15 protein-coding genes are annotated in these 18,480 nt (G+C 35.1%); 6 read left to right on the top strand and 9 right to left on the bottom strand.

The annotated features are described in order from the left end of the window. Positions 1-69: 69 nt before the first annotated feature. Both AC8GF4_RS04675 and AC8GF4_RS04670 read right to left on the bottom strand, forming a co-directional pair. A complete protein-coding gene (locus tag AC8GF4_RS04675; protein ID WP_506593045.1) occupies positions 70-903 on the bottom strand; it encodes a porin family protein in 834 nt (277 codons plus the stop codon). A 281-nt stretch (positions 904-1,184) separates the two neighbouring features. After that, positions 1,185-4,703: an MBG domain-containing protein gene (locus tag AC8GF4_RS04670; protein ID WP_506593044.1), complete on the bottom strand. Its 3,519-nt coding sequence runs from the start codon at positions 4,701-4,703 to the stop codon at positions 1,185-1,187. Positions 4,704-4,902: 199 nt separating this feature from the next. Between AC8GF4_RS04670 and AC8GF4_RS04665 the strand changes: the two genes are divergently transcribed. After that, positions 4,903-5,463, top strand: coding sequence for a pseudouridine synthase (locus tag AC8GF4_RS04665; RefSeq protein WP_506593043.1), 561 nt, complete (start codon positions 4,903-4,905; stop codon positions 5,461-5,463). 63 nt (positions 5,464-5,526) lie between these two features. On the opposite strand, the gene AC8GF4_RS04660 is transcribed toward AC8GF4_RS04665, so the two are convergent. Beyond that, positions 5,527-9,705 carry an MBG domain-containing protein gene (locus AC8GF4_RS04660; RefSeq protein ID WP_506593042.1) on the bottom strand — a complete coding sequence of 1,393 codons (4,179 nt, stop codon included), beginning with the start codon at positions 9,703-9,705 and terminating at the stop codon, positions 5,527-5,529. Between the two features lie 451 nt (positions 9,706-10,156). Further along, positions 10,157-10,525 carry a hypothetical protein gene (locus AC8GF4_RS04655; RefSeq protein WP_506593041.1) on the bottom strand — a complete coding sequence of 123 codons (369 nt, stop codon included), beginning with the start codon at positions 10,523-10,525 and terminating at the stop codon, positions 10,157-10,159. Between the two features lie 166 nt (positions 10,526-10,691). Between AC8GF4_RS04655 and AC8GF4_RS04650 the strand changes: the two genes are divergently transcribed. From AC8GF4_RS04650 to AC8GF4_RS04635, 4 genes are all read left to right on the top strand, one after another. Continuing rightward, the gene (locus tag AC8GF4_RS04650) at positions 10,692-11,267 is read left to right on the top strand and encodes a pseudouridine synthase (RefSeq protein WP_506593040.1); all 576 of its coding nucleotides are present in this window, start codon (positions 10,692-10,694) and stop codon (positions 11,265-11,267) included. 60 nt (positions 11,268-11,327) lie between these two features. Then, positions 11,328-11,501, top strand: a complete 174-nt coding sequence (locus AC8GF4_RS04645) for a hypothetical protein (protein ID WP_506593039.1) — start codon at positions 11,328-11,330, stop codon at positions 11,499-11,501. A gap of 56 nt (positions 11,502-11,557) precedes the next feature. Continuing rightward, positions 11,558-12,019, top strand: coding sequence for a tRNA (cytidine(34)-2'-O)-methyltransferase (locus tag AC8GF4_RS04640; protein ID WP_506593038.1), 462 nt, complete (start codon positions 11,558-11,560; stop codon positions 12,017-12,019). A gap of 104 nt (positions 12,020-12,123) precedes the next feature. Next, positions 12,124-13,731 (top strand): class I SAM-dependent methyltransferase, encoded by a 1,608-nt coding sequence (locus AC8GF4_RS04635; protein ID WP_506593037.1) that lies wholly within the window; start codon positions 12,124-12,126, stop codon positions 13,729-13,731. Positions 13,732-13,798: 67 nt separating this feature from the next. On the opposite strand, the gene AC8GF4_RS04630 is transcribed toward AC8GF4_RS04635, so the two are convergent. From AC8GF4_RS04630 to AC8GF4_RS04610, 5 genes are all read right to left on the bottom strand, one after another. Beyond that, positions 13,799-14,575 carry an ABC transporter ATP-binding protein gene (locus AC8GF4_RS04630; RefSeq protein WP_506593036.1) on the bottom strand — a complete coding sequence of 259 codons (777 nt, stop codon included), beginning with the start codon at positions 14,573-14,575 and terminating at the stop codon, positions 13,799-13,801. Positions 14,576-14,621: 46 nt separating this feature from the next. Then, positions 14,622-14,966: a 5-carboxymethyl-2-hydroxymuconate Delta-isomerase gene (locus AC8GF4_RS04625; RefSeq protein ID WP_506593035.1), complete on the bottom strand. Its 345-nt coding sequence runs from the start codon at positions 14,964-14,966 to the stop codon at positions 14,622-14,624. 165 nt (positions 14,967-15,131) lie between these two features. Continuing rightward, complete coding sequence (locus AC8GF4_RS04620; RefSeq protein ID WP_506593034.1) at positions 15,132-15,545, bottom strand: GxxExxY protein; 414 nt, start codon at positions 15,543-15,545, stop codon at positions 15,132-15,134. 196 nt (positions 15,546-15,741) lie between these two features. Continuing rightward, positions 15,742-16,770: an iron chelate uptake ABC transporter family permease subunit gene (locus AC8GF4_RS04615; protein WP_506593033.1), complete on the bottom strand. Its 1,029-nt coding sequence runs from the start codon at positions 16,768-16,770 to the stop codon at positions 15,742-15,744. A gap of 81 nt (positions 16,771-16,851) precedes the next feature. Then, positions 16,852-17,994, bottom strand: a complete 1,143-nt coding sequence (locus AC8GF4_RS04610; RefSeq protein WP_506593032.1) for an ABC transporter substrate-binding protein — start codon at positions 17,992-17,994, stop codon at positions 16,852-16,854. A gap of 96 nt (positions 17,995-18,090) precedes the next feature. Here AC8GF4_RS04610 and AC8GF4_RS04605 point away from each other — a divergent pair, with 96 nt between their 5' ends. Next, positions 18,091-18,453 carry a DUF5522 domain-containing protein gene (locus AC8GF4_RS04605; protein ID WP_506593031.1) on the top strand — a complete coding sequence of 121 codons (363 nt, stop codon included), beginning with the start codon at positions 18,091-18,093 and terminating at the stop codon, positions 18,451-18,453. The last annotated feature ends 27 nt before the right edge of the window (positions 18,454-18,480 follow it).

Below are 18,480 nucleotides of genomic sequence, written 5' to 3'. Positions count from 1 at the left end.
AGAATGTTTTGCAAAAAAAAAGGCCTTGATTTTGAGTCAAGACCTTTCGTATTATTTTAAAAAATGAACTTATTTAAAATTCCATCCTAGTGTTACACCAAAAGCTACTGGTTTAATTTCAGCATCTTTATCAGTACTGTACAAGCCATTAGTTTTCCTATCAGATACAGATGTTGGGTTATAACCAATATAGGATTCATTCTTGTTTTGGTCTAAAATTGTACCATATCCATTTTCCAGAAACATGGCAGCATATAACGAATTCTTACTTCCCATATCAAATGTAAATCCTAACTCAAAAGAACTCATTATAATTCCTTTAGTTTTGTACTCTCCTGATGAGGAATAATTATCCTGACCACCAAAACCATATTCGGGTAAATCTTCAATAGTCAGGTCTAAATCTGGATAATAAGCGCTACCATTTGCGTAATCCGCAGTTGCTTTAATTTTATAGTTTACAGGTATAAAATATTTAGCTCCAGCTCTAAAATTAAAATCAATCCCCTTCGTAATATTTGTTTTATACTGCACAAAAAGAGGGACTTGCACAGCATGTATAGTTTGCCTTTCTCTATAATTCTTCGTGGTAACGTTATAAACAAATGCTGAAGTTGAAGCATCAACTTCAAAACTAGTAAGTGTTGCAGAAGGCTGAGACAAAGAAACGTCTTGTTTGTATTGTGAGAACTCTAGCCCTGAACCAATACCAAAATGACTATTTAAAGAGTAGATATAACCTGCTTTTACAGCTCCGCCTAGGCGATTGCCTTTTTCTAAACCAGCAATATCACTCTGAATAATCCCTATTCCCGACTGTATACCTACATAAAACTGTGCTGCTATTCCTTGGGAAATTAATAAAGCTATAGTTCCAATTATGTTTTTAATATTGAATTTCATAGATGTGAAAGTTATTTTTTAGTGGTCATATATGGTGTCGCCTTTTTCTTATCGGTTTTTTGTTTGCAACAAACTTGATTTTAATGGCGATTTCATAGATGTAAAATTTATTTTTTTGCGTTCCTGTATGTTACGCTTCGCCAATTCGCTCCGTTAGGGTCACCTTTTATTTATTGGTTTTTGCTCGCGCAAACTTGTTGTTAATGGCAATTTCATATTTTTTTTTAGAATCATCCATCCCCATTCATTAAAAAGGAGGTTGTCATATTCTGTAAATTATTTTAATTTTTTACTAAAAGGTTTTTAGTGAAATATTTACCATTTGCTAAGGTCATTTTTACAATATAAATTCCCTCAACTCTCGGAGCACTCATGTCAATAGTATTTTGACTTGGGTTTGTAATAGTAGTCAGTAAGTTACCTTGTAAATTATAAAGTTCAACACGTGCATTTTGTAATCTGCTTGTACTAACATTCGTCATCAATTGGAAACTTGCATTGCTTCTAACAGGATTTGGAACAATTCTTATGTACTCTTCTTCTATTGTTGGAGATAAAGTCAACGTACAAGTTGTGATTAATGTTCCGTCTAATTTTGTTGCTACTGCATAATAAGTTCCATTCAAGGCACCATTTTCTTTGAAATATTGTGACGTTTGGCTCGGAACTAAAACCCCATTTTTATACCAGCTGTACGATTTAAAACTCTTAGAACTATTGTCAAAGAATATAATATTTTCAAATTGTTTTCTAATCAGCTGAGGCTGACTAGTTACTACTGGTAATACTACAGTTGGAGCTGCATTGTAATTCATGTTTCCTGGTTGCGAAGCTGTTATAGTTGTAGACCCATAATTTTGGAAAAATAATGAATTATTAGAAACAGAAGCAATGTTCGCGTTAGAAGAAGCATAATTTACTACTAAACCACTATTTGAAACGGCAGTCAAAACAATATTAGTTTCTCCATTACAACCAAATGCCAAAGTTTGATTCCAAGTTATAACCTGATCTGCCTTATTAATCGTGAAATTAGAGCTGATGTAAGTAATGGAATAATTTCCACCAGCACTTAGGGTGCCTCGTGTTATAGCATAAACGTCCGCGTTCTCTCCAGCAGCTCTGGTTAATGCTCCAGTGAAAGAATCACCACTTACTAAACTCGGAGAAACGGTATAAGCAAAAACAGGATCTGTTGTTCCATAAACTTTGGTTTGTGTTGGAGTTGCCGTTACTGTAATTGGTTTTGCGGTAACAGTAAAGTTAGCGCCTGCATAACTAATGGTATAATTAGATCCGGCACTCAAACTTGCTTGGTTAATAGCATAAGTTCCTATATTTTCCCCCGCAACTCTAGTTAAAGCTCCAGTAAAGGAATCACCACCTATTAAACTTGGTGAAACGGTATAAGCAAAAGCAGGATCTGTTGTTCCATAAACTTTGGTTTGTATTGGAGTTGCCGTTACTGTAATTGGTTTTGCGGTAATGGTAAAGTTAGCACCAACATAAGTAATTAAATATTTAGACCCAGCTGAAAGCGAACCTTGATTAATTGCATAATTACCAATATTTTCACCACTAACTCTTGTTAAAAATCCTGTAAATGAATCTCCAGGAAGCAAACTTGGTGACACTGTATAAGTTAAAACAGGATCACTCTCCCCATATACTTTAGTTTGAGAAGGTGTTGCAGTTACGGTAATTGGGATTTGATTTAATTTCAGCACATAATCATAGGTAGCAGTACAACTATTAGCATCAGTAGCAGTAACCGTAAAATTACTATCAGCAATTTGAGTTGAAATACCCGTTATCTGCCCAGCTGATGATAGCGAAAAACCAGAAGGCAAACTTCCCGCTGTAACTGCATACGTTTTTAATTCTGTTCCTCCTGATGCTACTATAGTTTGATTATATCCAGTATTATAATCATAATCAGACAAAACTGTTGTTGTGAAATTAATTGCCGCTGGTTCTGTGATGGTAAAGTTTCGAATAGCGGTACAAGAATTTGCATCGGTAACAGTTACGGTATATGTTCCAGCTGCAAGTCCAGTAGCTGTAGCAGCTGTTCCACCAGATGGCGACCATGAGTAGGTATATCCACCTGCACCTCCTGAAGGAGTAACGGAAGCTGAACCATTAGTTCCACCATTGCACGACACATTGGTTTGTGAACCAGTTGCTGTACTGATAGCTGCTGCAATGGTTACTGCTACTGATGTTCTTATAGCACTTTCACAAGTACCCACAGTTTGCGACGCAAAATAATTTCCAGCAACTAAAGTAGTTGATGCAGTTAAAGCTGTACCACCCGTTGCAGCCGTATACCAATTGATAGTTCCTGTACCCGTAGCTACTAAATCTGCTACAGTTCCAGAATTGCAGAATGTTTGCGCTGAAGCTGTTGGCGCTGTTGGACTTGCGTTTATGTTTACACTTACAGCTACTCTATTAGAAGTTGCAGTACCGCCCACAACGAGCTCGTTGATCTCGAATTTATTATCATTATTATTATTGGCTACAAAAATTTTACCAGTGGCTGTTACAGCAATACTTATTAATCCGCCATCTGCATCTGTATAAAAAATTTCGGTGGTTGTGCCATCAATATCTATTAGTTTCACTTTGTCATCATCTGTTACAATAATCTTACCATCAGTCATCACTTCAACTGCAGTTGGATAGATCATTCCGGTGCCAAGTGTAACAATGTTCGATCCATCAGCATTCATGCGCTTGACCAATCCATTGAAAGTATCTGCTACCACAATTTTGCCATCGGCTTGTAATGCTAAATCATACGGTAGATTAAAGCTATCAGCTATAGTAACAAGATTCGTTCCGTCGGCGTCCATTCGTTTTACCTTGTAATCATCAATAACCAGAATTTTTCCATTGGGTTGAACTAGTACATTAGTGGTAAACGATAGTCCAGTTCCAAATGAAACAAGACCTGTTCCATCTGCATCCATTCGTTTAAGACTCGTAGTAGCATCAGCCACCAAGATTTTCCCATCGGCTTGCACTGCGACTGAACTCGCATTAGCAATTGTAGCTACTGTGGTAACATTTGCTCCATCGGCATCCATACGTTGCACAGTACCGCTTAGTATTCCTTCAGCAATTAAAATTTTACCATCAGCTTCTATGGCTATCGACGACAAAGAGCCTGAACCTTCTGTCAGCTTTGAACTCGTGGTAGGTACATCTTTACTTTGCTCCACATAATAGGTGCCAGTTGTAGGAACATCGGTACTAGATAATGCCATGCCATCAGTTGCCGTTGTGAACCATTTAGTGGTGTGGCCGGCGCTTGGTGTGCTTGTTAAACCAGCAACGGTAGTACTTGAACAGAATATTTGACTTGCTTCACTAATTTTTCGAACTACAACCGCGGTTCTGGTACTTTCCAAACCACTTGCCGTTTGGCTTACATAATAGGTGTTGCCATCTATTAATGAAGTAGTAGTTGCCAAAGGCGTTTCACCCGTCGAGGCTGTATACCATTTTAAATTCGTTCCTGTTGCGGTTAAATTGGCAATAGTGGCCGTACCGGCATACACTTGTGGTGATATGGCTGTTGGGGCATCAGGTGGTGCAGCTACCGTTGCTGGTCTGGCTCCAAAAAACACTATGTTTTTTGCGGTTGTGGTGTTACAATTGGGGCCTTTTAAGGCTGCAACATTGCCTGGTTTGATGTTTTTTGGTGCGTAATAGTTGAGGGTGTACGCGTGAGCCACTATGGTAGTCGTAGTAAAGGACAATAAAACGACTAGAAAAAGGTAGAGTTTTTTCATATTTAGTAAATAGATTTAGGAAATGATAAAAAGCTACTAATTTATAACAATTGTATCACTTTTACAAGTACAAATGTTATGATTTGTCTTTTTTATGTTATAAAAGAAGGATAATTAGGTGCAGTTTTTAGTGGCAGGGGATTTTGTTTTTTTTAAAATCAAATAACCCCCTATATTTGTGCCTTTAGACTTAAAATTCATGAACTACCATTTCATTCTTCATAAACCTTATGGCTATTTAAGTCAGTTTATCTATGAACTGAAACGGAAAAAACGTTTGTTGGGGGAACTCTATGATTTCCCAGAAGGTACCATGGCTATCGGGCGATTAGACGAAGATTCTGAGGGACTATTACTCTTGACTACGGATGGGAAAGTAAGTGAGCAAATTAGAAGTAAGAAAGTGGATAAAGAATATTATGTTCAAGTGGATGGTGTAATCACTCCCGAAGCCATTGATCAACTAAAAAAGGGAGTTAAAATTGGATTTAATGGAACCAAATATACAACCAAGCCTTGCGATGCCTTTATTGTGAATGAAATTCCTAATTTTGGCCCACGCGGCAAGAAAATCAGAGATGAACGACACGGTACCACTTCATGGGCTTCGATTACGGTCAATGAAGGAAAATTTCGTCAAGAGCGAAAAATGACCGCAGCCGTTGGATTTCCCACCTTACGATTGGTCCGTGTTCGAACAGGATATGTACACTTGAACGATTTACAAGCTGGAGAAGTGAAAGATATGCTGAAAAAGTAAATATTTTTAATCAAAAAACGCTAGGAAATTCCCAGCGTTTTTTGATTAAAAATATTTTTAGTTTTATTGAATGATTAGTTTGTCTCTGAAAACTACTTTATTATCAATACTTAGCGTATAAAAATAGAACCCAGTAGGTAAATTGTTAACTGGTATTTTAGTGATATTGTCGTTTAGATTATTATCAATAGTTATAGGTGAACCCACTAGTCTACCATTGCTGTCATAAAGTTTCAGAACACTATTTTTTTCATAGTTTGATTGTACTGCAATGTTTAAAAATTCGGTTGCAGGATTTGGAAAAGCTCTTACAATAATACCTGAATTTAAATTGAAGTCAGTTGTAGCCAAATTTGAATTTACTGTTAAAGTAAATGGTGTGCTAACCGTTCCTCCTAAACCATCATTTGCAGTAACGGTAACAGTTGTTTGTCCCACTTTTTTGGACAAAATAGACAATGTTGATCCCGAAAGCGAAACGTCAGCAAGAGTTGCATCTGTAATTTCAAAAGTATAAGTTAACACATTGAGATCTGCATCCGAAAACACATCCAATAGATTGATGTCTTTTTGATTTGGAATGGTTATGGCTTGAGCTTCAATTGCTTGTTTCACTATTGGAAGAGTATTCAGCTTTTCTACAGTCAATTTCCCATTTACATAGTTGAAGTTGTAGTTTGGTGAAACAGCATTGGTTGCAGTTATTGCATATTCACCAGCAATAGAATTTACATCAGCCAAAGTGTTTATTGTTGGCAAAGTAGTCAATGACAGTGCGGTGTCTTCATAAACAAAACCAGTATAGGTAGCTGTAAATACAGGATTTGCATCATTTTGTTTTTTTGTTTTATTATCAGCATTTATTGTCAGTTGCGCTTTATTAATTGTAATGTTTTGCGAAACATTTTGTGCTGCTAAATAAAAGTCATCACCAGTTTGTGAAGCTGTTATTGAAGCCGTTCCAGCTCCTATAATTTTTAACTTTCCATCAATTATTTTTACTACAGTTTCATCTGAGCTACTAAAAGAAAGGGCTAAGTTGGAAGTTGAATTTGACGTTAATTCAATCGGAAGGTCACCGTACGTTTTTGGTGCTAAAGTATTAAATGCAATAGTTTGTTCTAATTTTTTTAACTCAAAACGAGCAATTACTGGAGCGTGATCCGAAGTAGTGTTTACATAGTTTGAAATATCAGTTCGTGGGTCGTAAACGGCTGTTGAATTTGGAACATATTCATCTGTTAATTCATTTGAAGTAATAATGTGATCCAGAAAACCTCCAGAACTTAAGAAACTAGCGGCTCCCGCTTTGCTAATATCCAATGTTAATGCGTTGTAGCGAGCGGTATCTTCTACCAATTTTTGATAAGATGACGGGTTTCCAGTAATAACAGAGGTATCAACATCATCATTATAATCCCCCAAAATCATAAAATCTGTATTAGGATAATTGGCATCCAAACTGTCTTTTAAAAATTCTACATCATATTTTCTCATATTGTATTTGGAAATGTCAGTTCCGCTGTTGGCACGTGCGTGGATGTCTATAATGTTAATTTTTTTCTTAACTCCCGCAATGTTAGTTTCAATTTCTACCATAAAAGGCAAACGTCCTGATGCAAAAAAACTACTGCTGACACCGCCCGGATAATTAGCCAAAGTAGTATTCCCAGCACGAATGTTGTCGTATAAGTCTTTAAACATCACTCTTGATTTTTTTACCGTAGTTGTTTGGGTATTATATAAAACCACTAGTTTTTGTGGAGGGAAATTTGGATCTGGTGTATTGAATGAATACGACCAAGAAGGCGAAATGGTTTTGTCAAAAGTCTTACCATTGATATTCAATTTTTGAATTAAAATATCTAGCGAAGGGTCGTCGGAAACTTCTTGAACAACGTAAACATCTGCATTTAATTTGTTCATTACTTTGGCAACATTGTCAATTTGTAAAGCATCGTCTGTTGGACCAAATTCAACATTGCTAGTGTTTTTTACATCACTTCCAAAAAATTCTAAATTATAACTAACGATATCAAATGTTTCTGATTTTGGCCAAGAAGAACCTGAAAAAGATCCTATTTGTTGGTTTAACCCTGTAGCAGCAACTGTCAAAGTGCCCGATAGACTTAAAGATTTACTTAAAGGTGCAAATCGAGCATATATGGTTTTGCCAAGTAATGCTTCTGCTCCAGAAACTATTACATTAGATTGAAAAGTAAGATTGTCTGCAGATAGTTCAAAATTGGCTGGAGCTGTAATTGTAACATCGCCATATCCTCCAGCTTTAAATATAAAAGATTGACTAACAGAGGTTGTGTTAGGAGCAGTGTCATCAAAAATTATATTTGGGTTTGAAGCTAGAAAAGTCGTTTCATTGGCAACACTTATGTCATCAATGGTCCATTCTGCTGCATTGTTACCAGTATTTGTAGTCGTTTGATACACCCAAGCCAAATAGGTATGGTTTGTTTTATACCCTTGCAGATTAATGTAATTGGATTGTTTAAAAACACCCGTTGTAGTTGGAAAATCGCCTTCGATTGCTGTCCAAGTTGCGGTTTCGGGGCTACTTACACCATCATAATCTACAGAAACCATTAGTTTTAAAGTAGAACCTGCATAAAATTTACGGGAATAAAAAGATACAATAGGAAAATTGGTAAAATTGTCCAAACGTAATTTAGGAGAAATTAACCAGTCATTACTAGCACCTGCTTCTGTATATCCATTTATTTGAATAGCGGCTGGTGAACTGTTAAAACGGCTTGTAGTACTAGTCCATTTTATATTGCTTCCTGCAACGCTATATGATGTCCAGCCACTGTTGGATAGCACATTTGTATCGTTAAAATTTTGAATGTAAGGATTAATCCCAATGCCCGTAACTGTAACCGTTTTGTCTAAAGCTCCCGAAGATTGATGTGTTATTTGACCTGAAAAAGCACCAATTGTATTAGGTGTAAATCGTACATAAACAGTTGGAGTATTATTAGCATCAAAAACGGTTTTGTCAAAGGTTAATGAAGTTTGAAAATTAGCATTTGCTTCTTTCGAAATGGTAAAATTTCCTGTTGTAGTTATCGTTACACCTGCAGAAAGATTGGATGCTTGAATTTGATAACTTAGTGTATTTGAATCAAAATTTTGTTCCGAAAACCCTAAATCTAGCGAACTGATTGTTGTGTTTATTGATGGAACAAGAACATTTGCAGTCGTAACATTAATTTGATTACTATCTGCTTGACTATTACCATAAGTGTCTTCCGCAATGGAGTAAAGGGTATAACTTGTATTTATAGTAAGACCAATAATGCTTTTTAAATATACCAAAGAAGCATCTGAAATAGTAATAACATCAGCTAGGAGTGCGGAGTTTCCGTTAGCATCCAAACCAGCTTTAATTTGCGCAACACTTGGTTTGACACTTCCTCCTGCCAAAAGAACATAATACGTTTTTCCTATTTCATTTATTTGAGTCGAAAAATCAAAACCATTAGAAAGTACATTATCTATTTTTGGAAAACCCGTTATATTTATAGGAGCAATAATATCATTTAAGACACTAATATTATCAATGGCAAAAGAAGGACGACCACCTGATCCTGAATTTTGCTTAGAAATCCACCTGATTTGAACAATACTTTGATTTTCACATTCAACTGGTAAAGTAACTTTTATCGTTTGAGGATTCACTGGAGTAGTTATTGCCGTGATTTGTTTAGTAGTATTGCTTAAATAAGCTGTTGACGCTAGGGTTGTAAAAGCGGCAGTTGTACCTACTCTATATTGCAAAGCCATTTCGGATATGCGGGTATTAGATGTGCCATCATACATATTACGGATTACCATAGCATCGTACTGAACTACTATTCCTGTTTTTCCGGTTGTTTCTATAGCAAGACCTATAGTTAAATCAAACGAACCTGTATTTAAAAAACCAATTTTTCCATCATAATTATGGACATTACCACTATTTGTAAATGCTGTACTACTAGCAGTTAGGCTTTTATCTGCTACTAGAGTTGCATTGGTATTATAGGAAGAACCTGGAGCGGTACTTGCTGTCCATCCCTGAATACCTGAGGGGTAAGTAATGGCATTGGCTGCTAGTGTACTAAAGTTTTGTGTATAAGGTAAAGCTTGCGGTACAGGTTGCGTTTGTGCCAAAAGTGGAACAGAAAAGCAACAAAATAGCATTAAAAAAACCGTTAAATAACGATTGGGGTAGACGTGTTTCATTTGTAAAAAAATTGAGTTTTTAGAAATCAAATCTACAGGCTTTTATATTAACGATATATTATGAAATTTACAAGTTTGCGGTTTGTTTTTATTGCGAATATGGCAATATATTTGTTTTATTTGTTGTATTTTTATGTATTTATCATCAATACTTAGGTTTAAATGATAAATAATGTATTAGCATTGAGAGTGTTAGTTGGGTGTATGCTAAGAAAAATTTATTTTTTTGTAGCTATTTTCTAAATTACCATAACGTTAAGAAAGAAATATACGATATAATAATTTTTAGCCAGCCTCTTTTTTTTTGAATTAAAAGAAGTCTGGTTTATTTATAATGGAAGAGTGTAACAATTGAAACTGAATTGTTGATTTTAAAAGAAGTCTGGTTTATTTATAATGGAAGAGTGTAACAATTGAAACTGAATTGTTGATTTTAAAAGAAGTTCGATTCTTACTCATCCAATTTCTGATTCCCGCGATCTACATGATTGTCTGGATTTGAGTTTGGATACCGATTGGGTGTTACATCCGAATTTCGATCTCTGTTTTCTACTGTTTTATTTACATCTGCTTCTGTAGCAACTCCGCGAGTTAAACTTTCATTTTCTAGCCATTTTTTTTCGTTTTCATCTAATACTGCTAATGGAGTAGTTTTGTCTATATCCTGAACTCTTTGAACTACTTTTTCATTTCCATGAGCGTCTATTTCAATTTCTTCTTTAAGTTTTGAAGATTCTGTATTCAAGTTTCCGCCAATGGATTCGGCTTCAGAATTTTGCTTATTATTGGTTTTTTTAGAACCTAAATTAGTACTTTCCATATTGTTGAACTTTAGTGTTACTATTATAATTTCTATAATGATACGCTTTTTATCTGCAGCAATTCAATCATTTAACATAGCGTTTGGTTTAAAAAATGAAATCTGCAGTCCTCTTTTTAATACTGCAAAAACAAAACTATCTTTGCTTTTTTTAAATATAGTTATAATGTCCCATCTTCATTTCATTCTTCATAAGCCTTACGGTTATTTAAGTCAATTTATATACGAATTGAAACGCAAGAAAAAACTCTTGGGGGAACTACACAATTTCCCTGTTGGTACAATGGCCATTGGTCGTCTTGATGAAGATTCTGAAGGCTTACTTTTGTTGACAACCGATGGTAAAATGAGTGAAATCATCAGGAGTAAAAAAGTCGATAAAGAATACTACGTGCAAGTCGATGGCATTATCACTACAGAAGCGATCGAACAATTGAAATACGGAGTTGAGATTGGTTTTAACGGCACAAAATACATCACTAAACGTTGCGAGGCTTTTATTGTAAATGAAATTCCTAATTTTGGAGCAAGAGGCAAAAAGATTCGGGACGAACGTCATGGTCCTACTTCATGGGCTTCTATTACGGTCAATGAAGGAAAGTTTCGACAAGTTCGGAAAATGACTGCGGCTGTTGGTTTTCCTACGTTAAGATTAGTAAGAGTCCGAATAGGAAACGTATATTTGAACGATTTACAGGCTGGAGAAGTCTTAGAAGTGGACGATTTTAAAATAAATAAATAAATAAATAAATAACCGATTAGCTATTGAAAAATGCTATAATTTTGAGTAAAATCATTTGCTATGACAGTCATTATAGAGAAAAACATTGATAAGAAAGAGTTTGAAAAAATTCTAACAGCTTTCAAGGAAAATAAAAACTCCAAAGAAGTGAATGCTTCAAAGCATTGTGGTTTTATAAAATTAAATAAAGATTCATTTATCATTCAAAAAGAGATGAGAGATGAATGGGTGTAGTATTTTACCTGAACTCTAATTTCTAATTTCTAACTTCTAACTTCTAACTTTTTTTCATGTTAAACATTGTTCTCGTAGAACCCGAAATACCAAATAATACCGGAAATATTGGCCGTTTGTGTGTAGGCACCGAAAGCCGTTTGCACTTAATTCACCCTTTTGGGTTTGTTATCAATGATAAAAATCTCAAGCGTTCTGGATTGGATTATTGGGTACACCTTGACGTAACCGAATATCAAAATGTAGCCGAATGGATGGCACAAATTCCAGATCAATCGAGAGTTTTCCTCATGAGTTCCCATGCCGAAAAATCGTATTTGGAAATTGAATTTCAAGATGGAGATTGGCTGGTTTTCGGTAAAGAAAGCAAAGGTTTGAGCTCAGATGTTTTAGATTTGTTTTCAAAAGAGAATCAATTAAAGATCCCAATGTCACCACTTATTCGAAGTTTTAATATCGCCAATTCAGTTGCTTTTGTGGTTGGAGAAGCAAAGAGACAGATAGGGTTAGGGGTTTAGAATGAGACTATTGAAGTCTGTTTGTTTTTAAATTACTCCATTTTTTTAAAGGAAATTTCATATATTTGAGATAGACATTGTATTCCTGTCTTAAATTACTTTTTATGATAGATCACGTTTCCTTACGAAGTACTATTTTTAGACATCTCGACGGTTTAGTAACTGCCCCAGTTGCTTTTTCGCTGCATAAAAAAGGAGTGACCGGTTTTATATTAAATAAAAAACAAGTCAGTCTTTCTGAACTTACAGATAAATTCAAAGCCAACGAAGGCTACCTTAATGTTGGTTTGCGGGTTTTGGCTTCGCAAGGTTTTCTCGAGTATAAAGTTGATACATCTACTGACGAAATAACAATTAGTACAAATGAGACAAGTGAAATTGCTTTTTCCTTGTTCCCATTATATAAAGATGTGGTGGATTTATTGCAGTTTTCTATGGATTTTCATCCCAGATTGTTTGAAGAAGCTCCTTTTGAACGCTTAAATGTAATTTTCGAAAAATACAAAAACAATTATGGAATTTCGTTCTCTTCTGATTTTTTAACCAATACTATTCAACTTCAAATTTTAAAGCATATTGAAGGCTTTTTGGTTGGTCCAACGGTTGTAAAACTCGGCATGAGCGGTATGTTTCATAAATATTTTATGGAAATATCTTTTCGGCCGGAAGAGTTTCATAAATCGCCCGAAAATTTCAAATTGATACTCGATTTTTTGGTCCATTTAGGTTGGTTTACCCAAAAGAAAGGCAATTATCAGTTTACTGAAATGGGGTTGTTTTTTGCGAAAAGAGCTTCGGCTTATGGCGTTACAGTTTCGTATTTGCCTACTTTTAGTAAAATAGACGAATTAGTTTTTGGAAACCCTTCTGTATTGAGAATTGTAGGTGATGGAGAAGATGAAATTCACGTGGATCGCGAAATGAATGTTTGGGGAAGCGGGGGAGCGCACGACACTTATTTTAAAGTAATAGACGAAATTATCATCAAATTATTTAATTTACCAATAGAAGAGCAACCCAAAGGAATCCTTGATATGGGTTGCGGAAACGGCGCTTTCCTGGAACACCTTTTCAACGTGATTGATCGCCAAACATTGAGAGGAAAAATGCTTGTAACACATCCTTTGTTTCTTGTAGGAGTCGATTATAACCAAGCTGCTCTTAAAGTTACTCGAGCCAATTTGATTAAAGCCGATATTTGGGCCAAAGTGATTTGGGGAGATATTGGTCGTCCCGATTTACTGGCTGAGGATTTATTGGAAAACTATAATATCGATTTAAAAGATTTATTAAACGTGAGAACTTTTCTGGATCACAACCGAATTTGGGAAATGCCAAAACAAATAACAAAAGACAGAATAAGTACGTCATCAGGATCGTTTGCGCATAGAGGTGAGCGAATAAACAATAATTTGGTGGAAGATAATTTATTGGAACACTTCAAAAAATGGTCGCCGTATGTTCATAAATTTGGATTGCTCATTATCGAATTACATACTATTGCGCCACAATTAACCGCTTTAAATTTAGGTAAAACTGCCGCCACAGCTTATGATGCCACACATGGTTTTTCGGATCAATATATTGTTGAAATTGAGGTGCTTCATAAAATTGCTGCCGAAGCTAGTTTATTTCCTGACCCTAACTATTTTAAAAAATTCCCAGATTCAGAAATTGCCACGGTAAGTATTAATTTACTGAAAGGAGTTTAAAAGAAGTGTTCAGGGTTCAGTTTTTTAGTATTCAGTCTCGAACTGACAATCAATAACTAGCAACTTCTTACGTAATCACAAACTTCCCTTTTTCACTGTCAAAAACAATATGTTCATCTTTGAATAAAGTATTAAAACTACCTTTGGTAATCAAATTGCAAGGTTCATCTTGGACTACTGTTTCGGGAGTCATGATAATCATTTCATCACTCAATTGTATGGCCATATCAATATCATGGGTCGAAAATAAAATACATTTTCCAGTTTCGTGAGTCAATTTTTTTAATAGTTTGAGTAAGGAAACTTTATGTAATAAATCCAAATGGGTAGTGGGCTCATCCAAAATAATCAAAGGAGTGTCTTGTGCCAATGCTCTTGCAATCAAAACTTTTTGTAGCTGTCCATCACTTATTTCATAATGTTTTTTTTGAGACAAATGACCAATTTGTGTCAGTTCTATTGCATCTTGAACAATTTGAATATCATCATCCGATAAAGTGCCAATCCAATTGGTGTACGGTTGACGTCCCAATGCCACCAATTCAAAAACGGTTAAATTACTGGGAGGTAACTTTTCGGTCAAAACCATGCTTAAATTTTGAGCCAGTTCCAAAGGTTCGTAGCTGGATATTTTTTTATCATTTAATAAAACTCTTCCTTGCAAAGGTTTTTGTATCCCAGTAATGGTGCGCAATAAAGTAGATTTTCCAATACCATTTGCCCCAATCAAAGCAATCAGTTTTCCTGCCTGCAAGTTCAAGTTGAGGTTTTCGGCAATGGTCATCGTTTCCTTTTTGGAAATGTACCCAATGCTTAAATTGGATGTGGTGAGGATAGTACTCATTTTGATGGGTCTAAAGTTCTTGTTTTTAGAATGGAATTTTTAAAAATTACACCATTGATTTATTACAATAAGTCGCTTTTTCAAAATCCCGAATGTTGATGGACAAAATTGGAACCTCAGGAAATAGTATTTTTAGCTGACCAACAATTTTGTGGGAAAGGTTACTTTTTTGATCTGTTGTTCGGCCTTCCATTATGTTGGCAAAAACATGAATAAAATCATCGGTAGTATTCCCAATGTTATAATATTGAAAAGGATTGATACGAACTTTTATATCCCCAACATCAAAAAGGCCAGTAGATTCTGCAGTGTCATAAACGGCTTGCATGATTTCTTCGGGCGATTTTAGATTCAGTATGTTTTGTGAACAATCAATTACAAAATGTGGCATAATATGTTATTTATAGTTTTATTTTTTTTAACCACATAGAAACATAGATTTTTTTAATAAAAGATGGTCTAAGAAAAAGACCTTTTTTACACATAGAAAATACTATGTATAAAAGTGAAATATCTATTTATTCCTTTCTATCAAAAAACTATGTTTCTATGTTATTTAAAATTTAGGTAGCTGATTAAAATATTCATTCACAATAGTTAGCTGACCTTCCTTAAAAAGATTATAACAATTAAAATTAATTAAAATACCTTTAGGTGATTTTAAAAGTTTCATGTAAGTTAAAAGCTGCGCTTTGTGAACAGGATTGATCTCGGACACAGATTTTAATTCAACGACTAGACAGTTTTCGATAAATAAATCACATTTAAAATCAATTTTTAGCTCTTTGTCTTTGTAAAACACTGGAATTTTCATTTCTGTTGAGAAATTTATTTTTCTAACAGTTAATTCTTCAATTAAACAATGATGATAAATATTCTCTAATAATCCTCTGCCCATTGTTTTGTGCACCTCTATTGCTGAACCAATGATTTCATACGTTAATTCATCTAAATATTTTTGAGTAATCATTTGATTCTGTTTTTAATATATGTTGATTGTATTCAAAATTATTTTTTCTAACTCTTTGACCATAAAATACTAAATCATAAAAAGGATAATCTTTTTTTGGAATATCTATCTATGTGAAAAGTGAAACGACTATCTAACTCTAACGAACAACTATAAATTCTATGTTTCTATGTGGTTATAATTGAATCCTACGACATTACTTAAAACTCCTCTTTCGAACCAATAACCAGATCACCACAGGCGCTCCTAATATCGAAGTAATTGCATTTATTGGTAGTGTAACTTCCATTCCCGGCATTTGGGAAACCACATCGCAAACCAACATAATTGCAGCTCCAAAAAGCAAAGTACTCCAGAATAAAACACTATGATTACTCGTTTGAAATACTAATTTGGCGATATGGGGAACTGCTAATCCGATAAAAGCGATAGGCCCCGCATAAGCTGTTATGCTTCCTGCCAAAATACTCGTTGCCAGTATAATGATAAGTCGGGCTTTATTGAAATTTAACCCCATACTTTTGGCGTAATTTTCCCCAAGTAGTAGTGCGTTCAAAGGTTTGATGCTGAGCAAGCTGAGGAATAATCCCAATAGTACACAAACGGACAAAATAATAATAGATGACCAAGACAAATTCCCCAAATTTCCCATGGACCAAAAAGTAAATTTCTGCAATTGTTCCGCCGAACTGAAATAGGTAAGAACGCCCACAATGGCACTGGTAAAACTGCCAAACATCAGCCCAACAATCAAAATTGCCATAGTATCTCGAAGTCGTTGCGAAACCAATAACACCAATAACAAAACCGTGGTACTGCCAAGGGTAGATGCCAAAACGATTCCGTAGGGTGACAATAAAATAACACTCAGAAAAGGAGGCAATAGACTCGCTCCCAATATTACAAAAGCAACGCCCAAACTAGCCCCAGAGCTAAGTCCCAAAACATAAGGTCCAGCAAGCGGATTTCTAAATAAAGTTTGCATTAATAATCCGCTTATCGATAATCCCATTCCGACTAGAACTGCGGTAATCGCTTTGGGCAATCGGTAACTGATAATGATGTATTCCCAAGTCGATTTGCTTGATTGACCGCCGGTCAAACTCGTGTAAATTTCCTTAAAAGGAATAGTAATTGAGCCCAAACTGATGTTGACAAAAAACAGAAAAATGAGCCCTAAAAAAAGCAATGAGAATAAGATCGTATTTCGTTTTGGATTGTTCAATTAATTAAATGTGTTTTTTACAAACTATTTTTAAGCTCCTTCTTCTTTTAGAGTTCCGATAATTATCGGAATGGATGAGGATTAATTCAGTTTTTGAGCAAAGGTAAAGGTATAATCAGGAAGCAAATCAGGATGAAAAATTTTGATATAATCTTTCAAAACCAAGTCAGGTCTGGCAGGGGATAATTCATAAAAAATTGTACCTCCAGTAGCTCCCATTTTTCCTTCAAAAGTATAAACATTTTTATTGGCAAAAGCATCAAACTGACTGTAATGCGGATTCGCTTTTTCGAGTTCGGCGAGAGATTTGAAAGAACCTGTCGCAATCCAGAAATTAGCTGTTTTTCCTTTAACTAATATGTTTTCAAAAGACAATCCAAGACTTCCTGTACCTTCAAGCGATGACCATAGATAGTTGGCTTTGGCATCTTTCATAAATTGGGCAACCCAACTGCTGCCTCTGGCTACAAACCATTGGTCTTGATACATGGAACCGTACAACACAGTCGAAGTTGGTTTTTTGTTTGCCATCAATGCAAGGGCATTATTGTATTCCTTTACAATATTCTCGAATAAAACGTCTGCTTCTTTTTCTTTACCAAATAAAGCGCCATACAATTTTAACCACTCTGCTTTTCCAAGAGGAGATTGCTCCATCCAATCAGCTTGGATGAGTACATTTAAACCGCTTTTTTGTAAATTTTCAATAGCAGGATTGTTGTTGTCAATGCCAAAAGTCACGATGAGGTCTGGCGCTAGTTCAATAAGCTGTTCGATGTTGAGTTTTTCGTTTTGACCTACATTTTTAACAGAACCGGCATCGATTAAGGCTCTCGTTTTTTCGGATGAAACATAGTCGGTATGAGGAAATCCAATTAGTGCTTTCTCAACACCCAACATTTCCAGCAAAGGGATATTAGTGGTCGAAGTCACGACAATCGATTGCAATGGAACTTGAATTTGATTGTATTTTTTTAAGCTATCGGGTACGACTCCATTTTTCTCTTTTAGAATATAAGTGAAATTTTTAACCGCTTCTGGCCAAGGATTTGAAACCGTTACAACGGAATAGCCTTCGTATTTATGGATAGCTAAACTTTTGGCATATTGAATGCTATTTGAAGCAGAGGCATCATTTATTAGGGCTTTTTTTGCATTTTTTTGGCATCCAATAAAAGAAAAGAGAATGCAGACTAAAAGAACTTTGTAGAATGAAAATCGCATAATATATTTTTTACAATAACGGCAAAGGTATATTAATTTATAAATTTCTTGTTTAATTTTTGCAGTAAAAAATAAGACAAATGGTATCTTTACAAAATGAAGATTGTAAAAGAGAAATATTGTTCTGCTTGTAAAATGCCTTTTAATTGTGGAGATACATTGGAAGAAGAGAAGTGTTGGTGCACTAATTTCCCTCCTGTTTTCAATCCTTTGGATAGTGCAGATTGTCTTTGTCCGAGTTGTTTTGCCAAGGCTTGTTCTAGCAAAATAGACGAATTTGTAGCTACAATAACTCCAGAGACGGCCATTGGAAATAAAGCTTCGTTATTACCCGAAACCCCAAATATTATTGAAGGAATTGATTATTACTTTGAGGATGGAAACTATGTTTTTAAACCTTGGTTTCATCTCAAACGGGGAAATTGTTGTAAAAGCGATTGCACAAATTGTCCTTATTAAAAAAAATAGCTATAAAACACATTATAC

Origin of the sequence: Flavobacterium rarum (SeqCode), assembly GCF_965234445.1 — a bacterium.
In the GTDB taxonomy this organism is placed as follows: Bacteria; Bacteroidota; Bacteroidia; order Flavobacteriales; family Flavobacteriaceae; genus Flavobacterium; species Flavobacterium rarum.
This window is presented reverse-complemented; position numbering and strand designations above follow the sequence as displayed.

Coding starts and splice junctions, on each gene's coding strand:
- AC8GF4_RS04630 (WP_506593036.1), bottom strand. CDS start 14,575: ATGAGTACTATCCTCACCACATCCAATTTAAGCATTGGGTACATTTCC.
- AC8GF4_RS04655 (WP_506593041.1), bottom strand. CDS start 10,525: ATGGAAAGTACTAATTTAGGTTCTAAAAAAACCAATAATAAGCAAAAT.
- AC8GF4_RS04675 (WP_506593045.1), bottom strand. CDS start 903: ATGAAATTCAATATTAAAAACATAATTGGAACTATAGCTTTATTAATT.
- AC8GF4_RS04610 (WP_506593032.1), bottom strand. CDS start 17,994: ATGCGATTTTCATTCTACAAAGTTCTTTTAGTCTGCATTCTCTTTTCT.
- AC8GF4_RS04625 (WP_506593035.1), bottom strand. CDS start 14,966: ATGCCACATTTTGTAATTGATTGTTCACAAAACATACTGAATCTAAAA.
- AC8GF4_RS04670 (WP_506593044.1), bottom strand. CDS start 4,703: ATGAAAAAACTCTACCTTTTTCTAGTCGTTTTATTGTCCTTTACTACG.
- AC8GF4_RS04665 (WP_506593043.1), top strand. CDS start 4,903: ATGAACTACCATTTCATTCTTCATAAACCTTATGGCTATTTAAGTCAG.
- AC8GF4_RS04650 (WP_506593040.1), top strand. CDS start 10,692: ATGTCCCATCTTCATTTCATTCTTCATAAGCCTTACGGTTATTTAAGT.
- AC8GF4_RS04660 (WP_506593042.1), bottom strand. CDS start 9,705: ATGAAACACGTCTACCCCAATCGTTATTTAACGGTTTTTTTAATGCTA.
- AC8GF4_RS04645 (WP_506593039.1), top strand. CDS start 11,328: ATGACAGTCATTATAGAGAAAAACATTGATAAGAAAGAGTTTGAAAAA.
- AC8GF4_RS04620 (WP_506593034.1), bottom strand. CDS start 15,545: ATGATTACTCAAAAATATTTAGATGAATTAACGTATGAAATCATTGGT.
- AC8GF4_RS04605 (WP_506593031.1), top strand. CDS start 18,091: ATGAAGATTGTAAAAGAGAAATATTGTTCTGCTTGTAAAATGCCTTTT.
- AC8GF4_RS04635 (WP_506593037.1), top strand. CDS start 12,124: ATGATAGATCACGTTTCCTTACGAAGTACTATTTTTAGACATCTCGAC.
- AC8GF4_RS04640 (WP_506593038.1), top strand. CDS start 11,558: ATGTTAAACATTGTTCTCGTAGAACCCGAAATACCAAATAATACCGGA.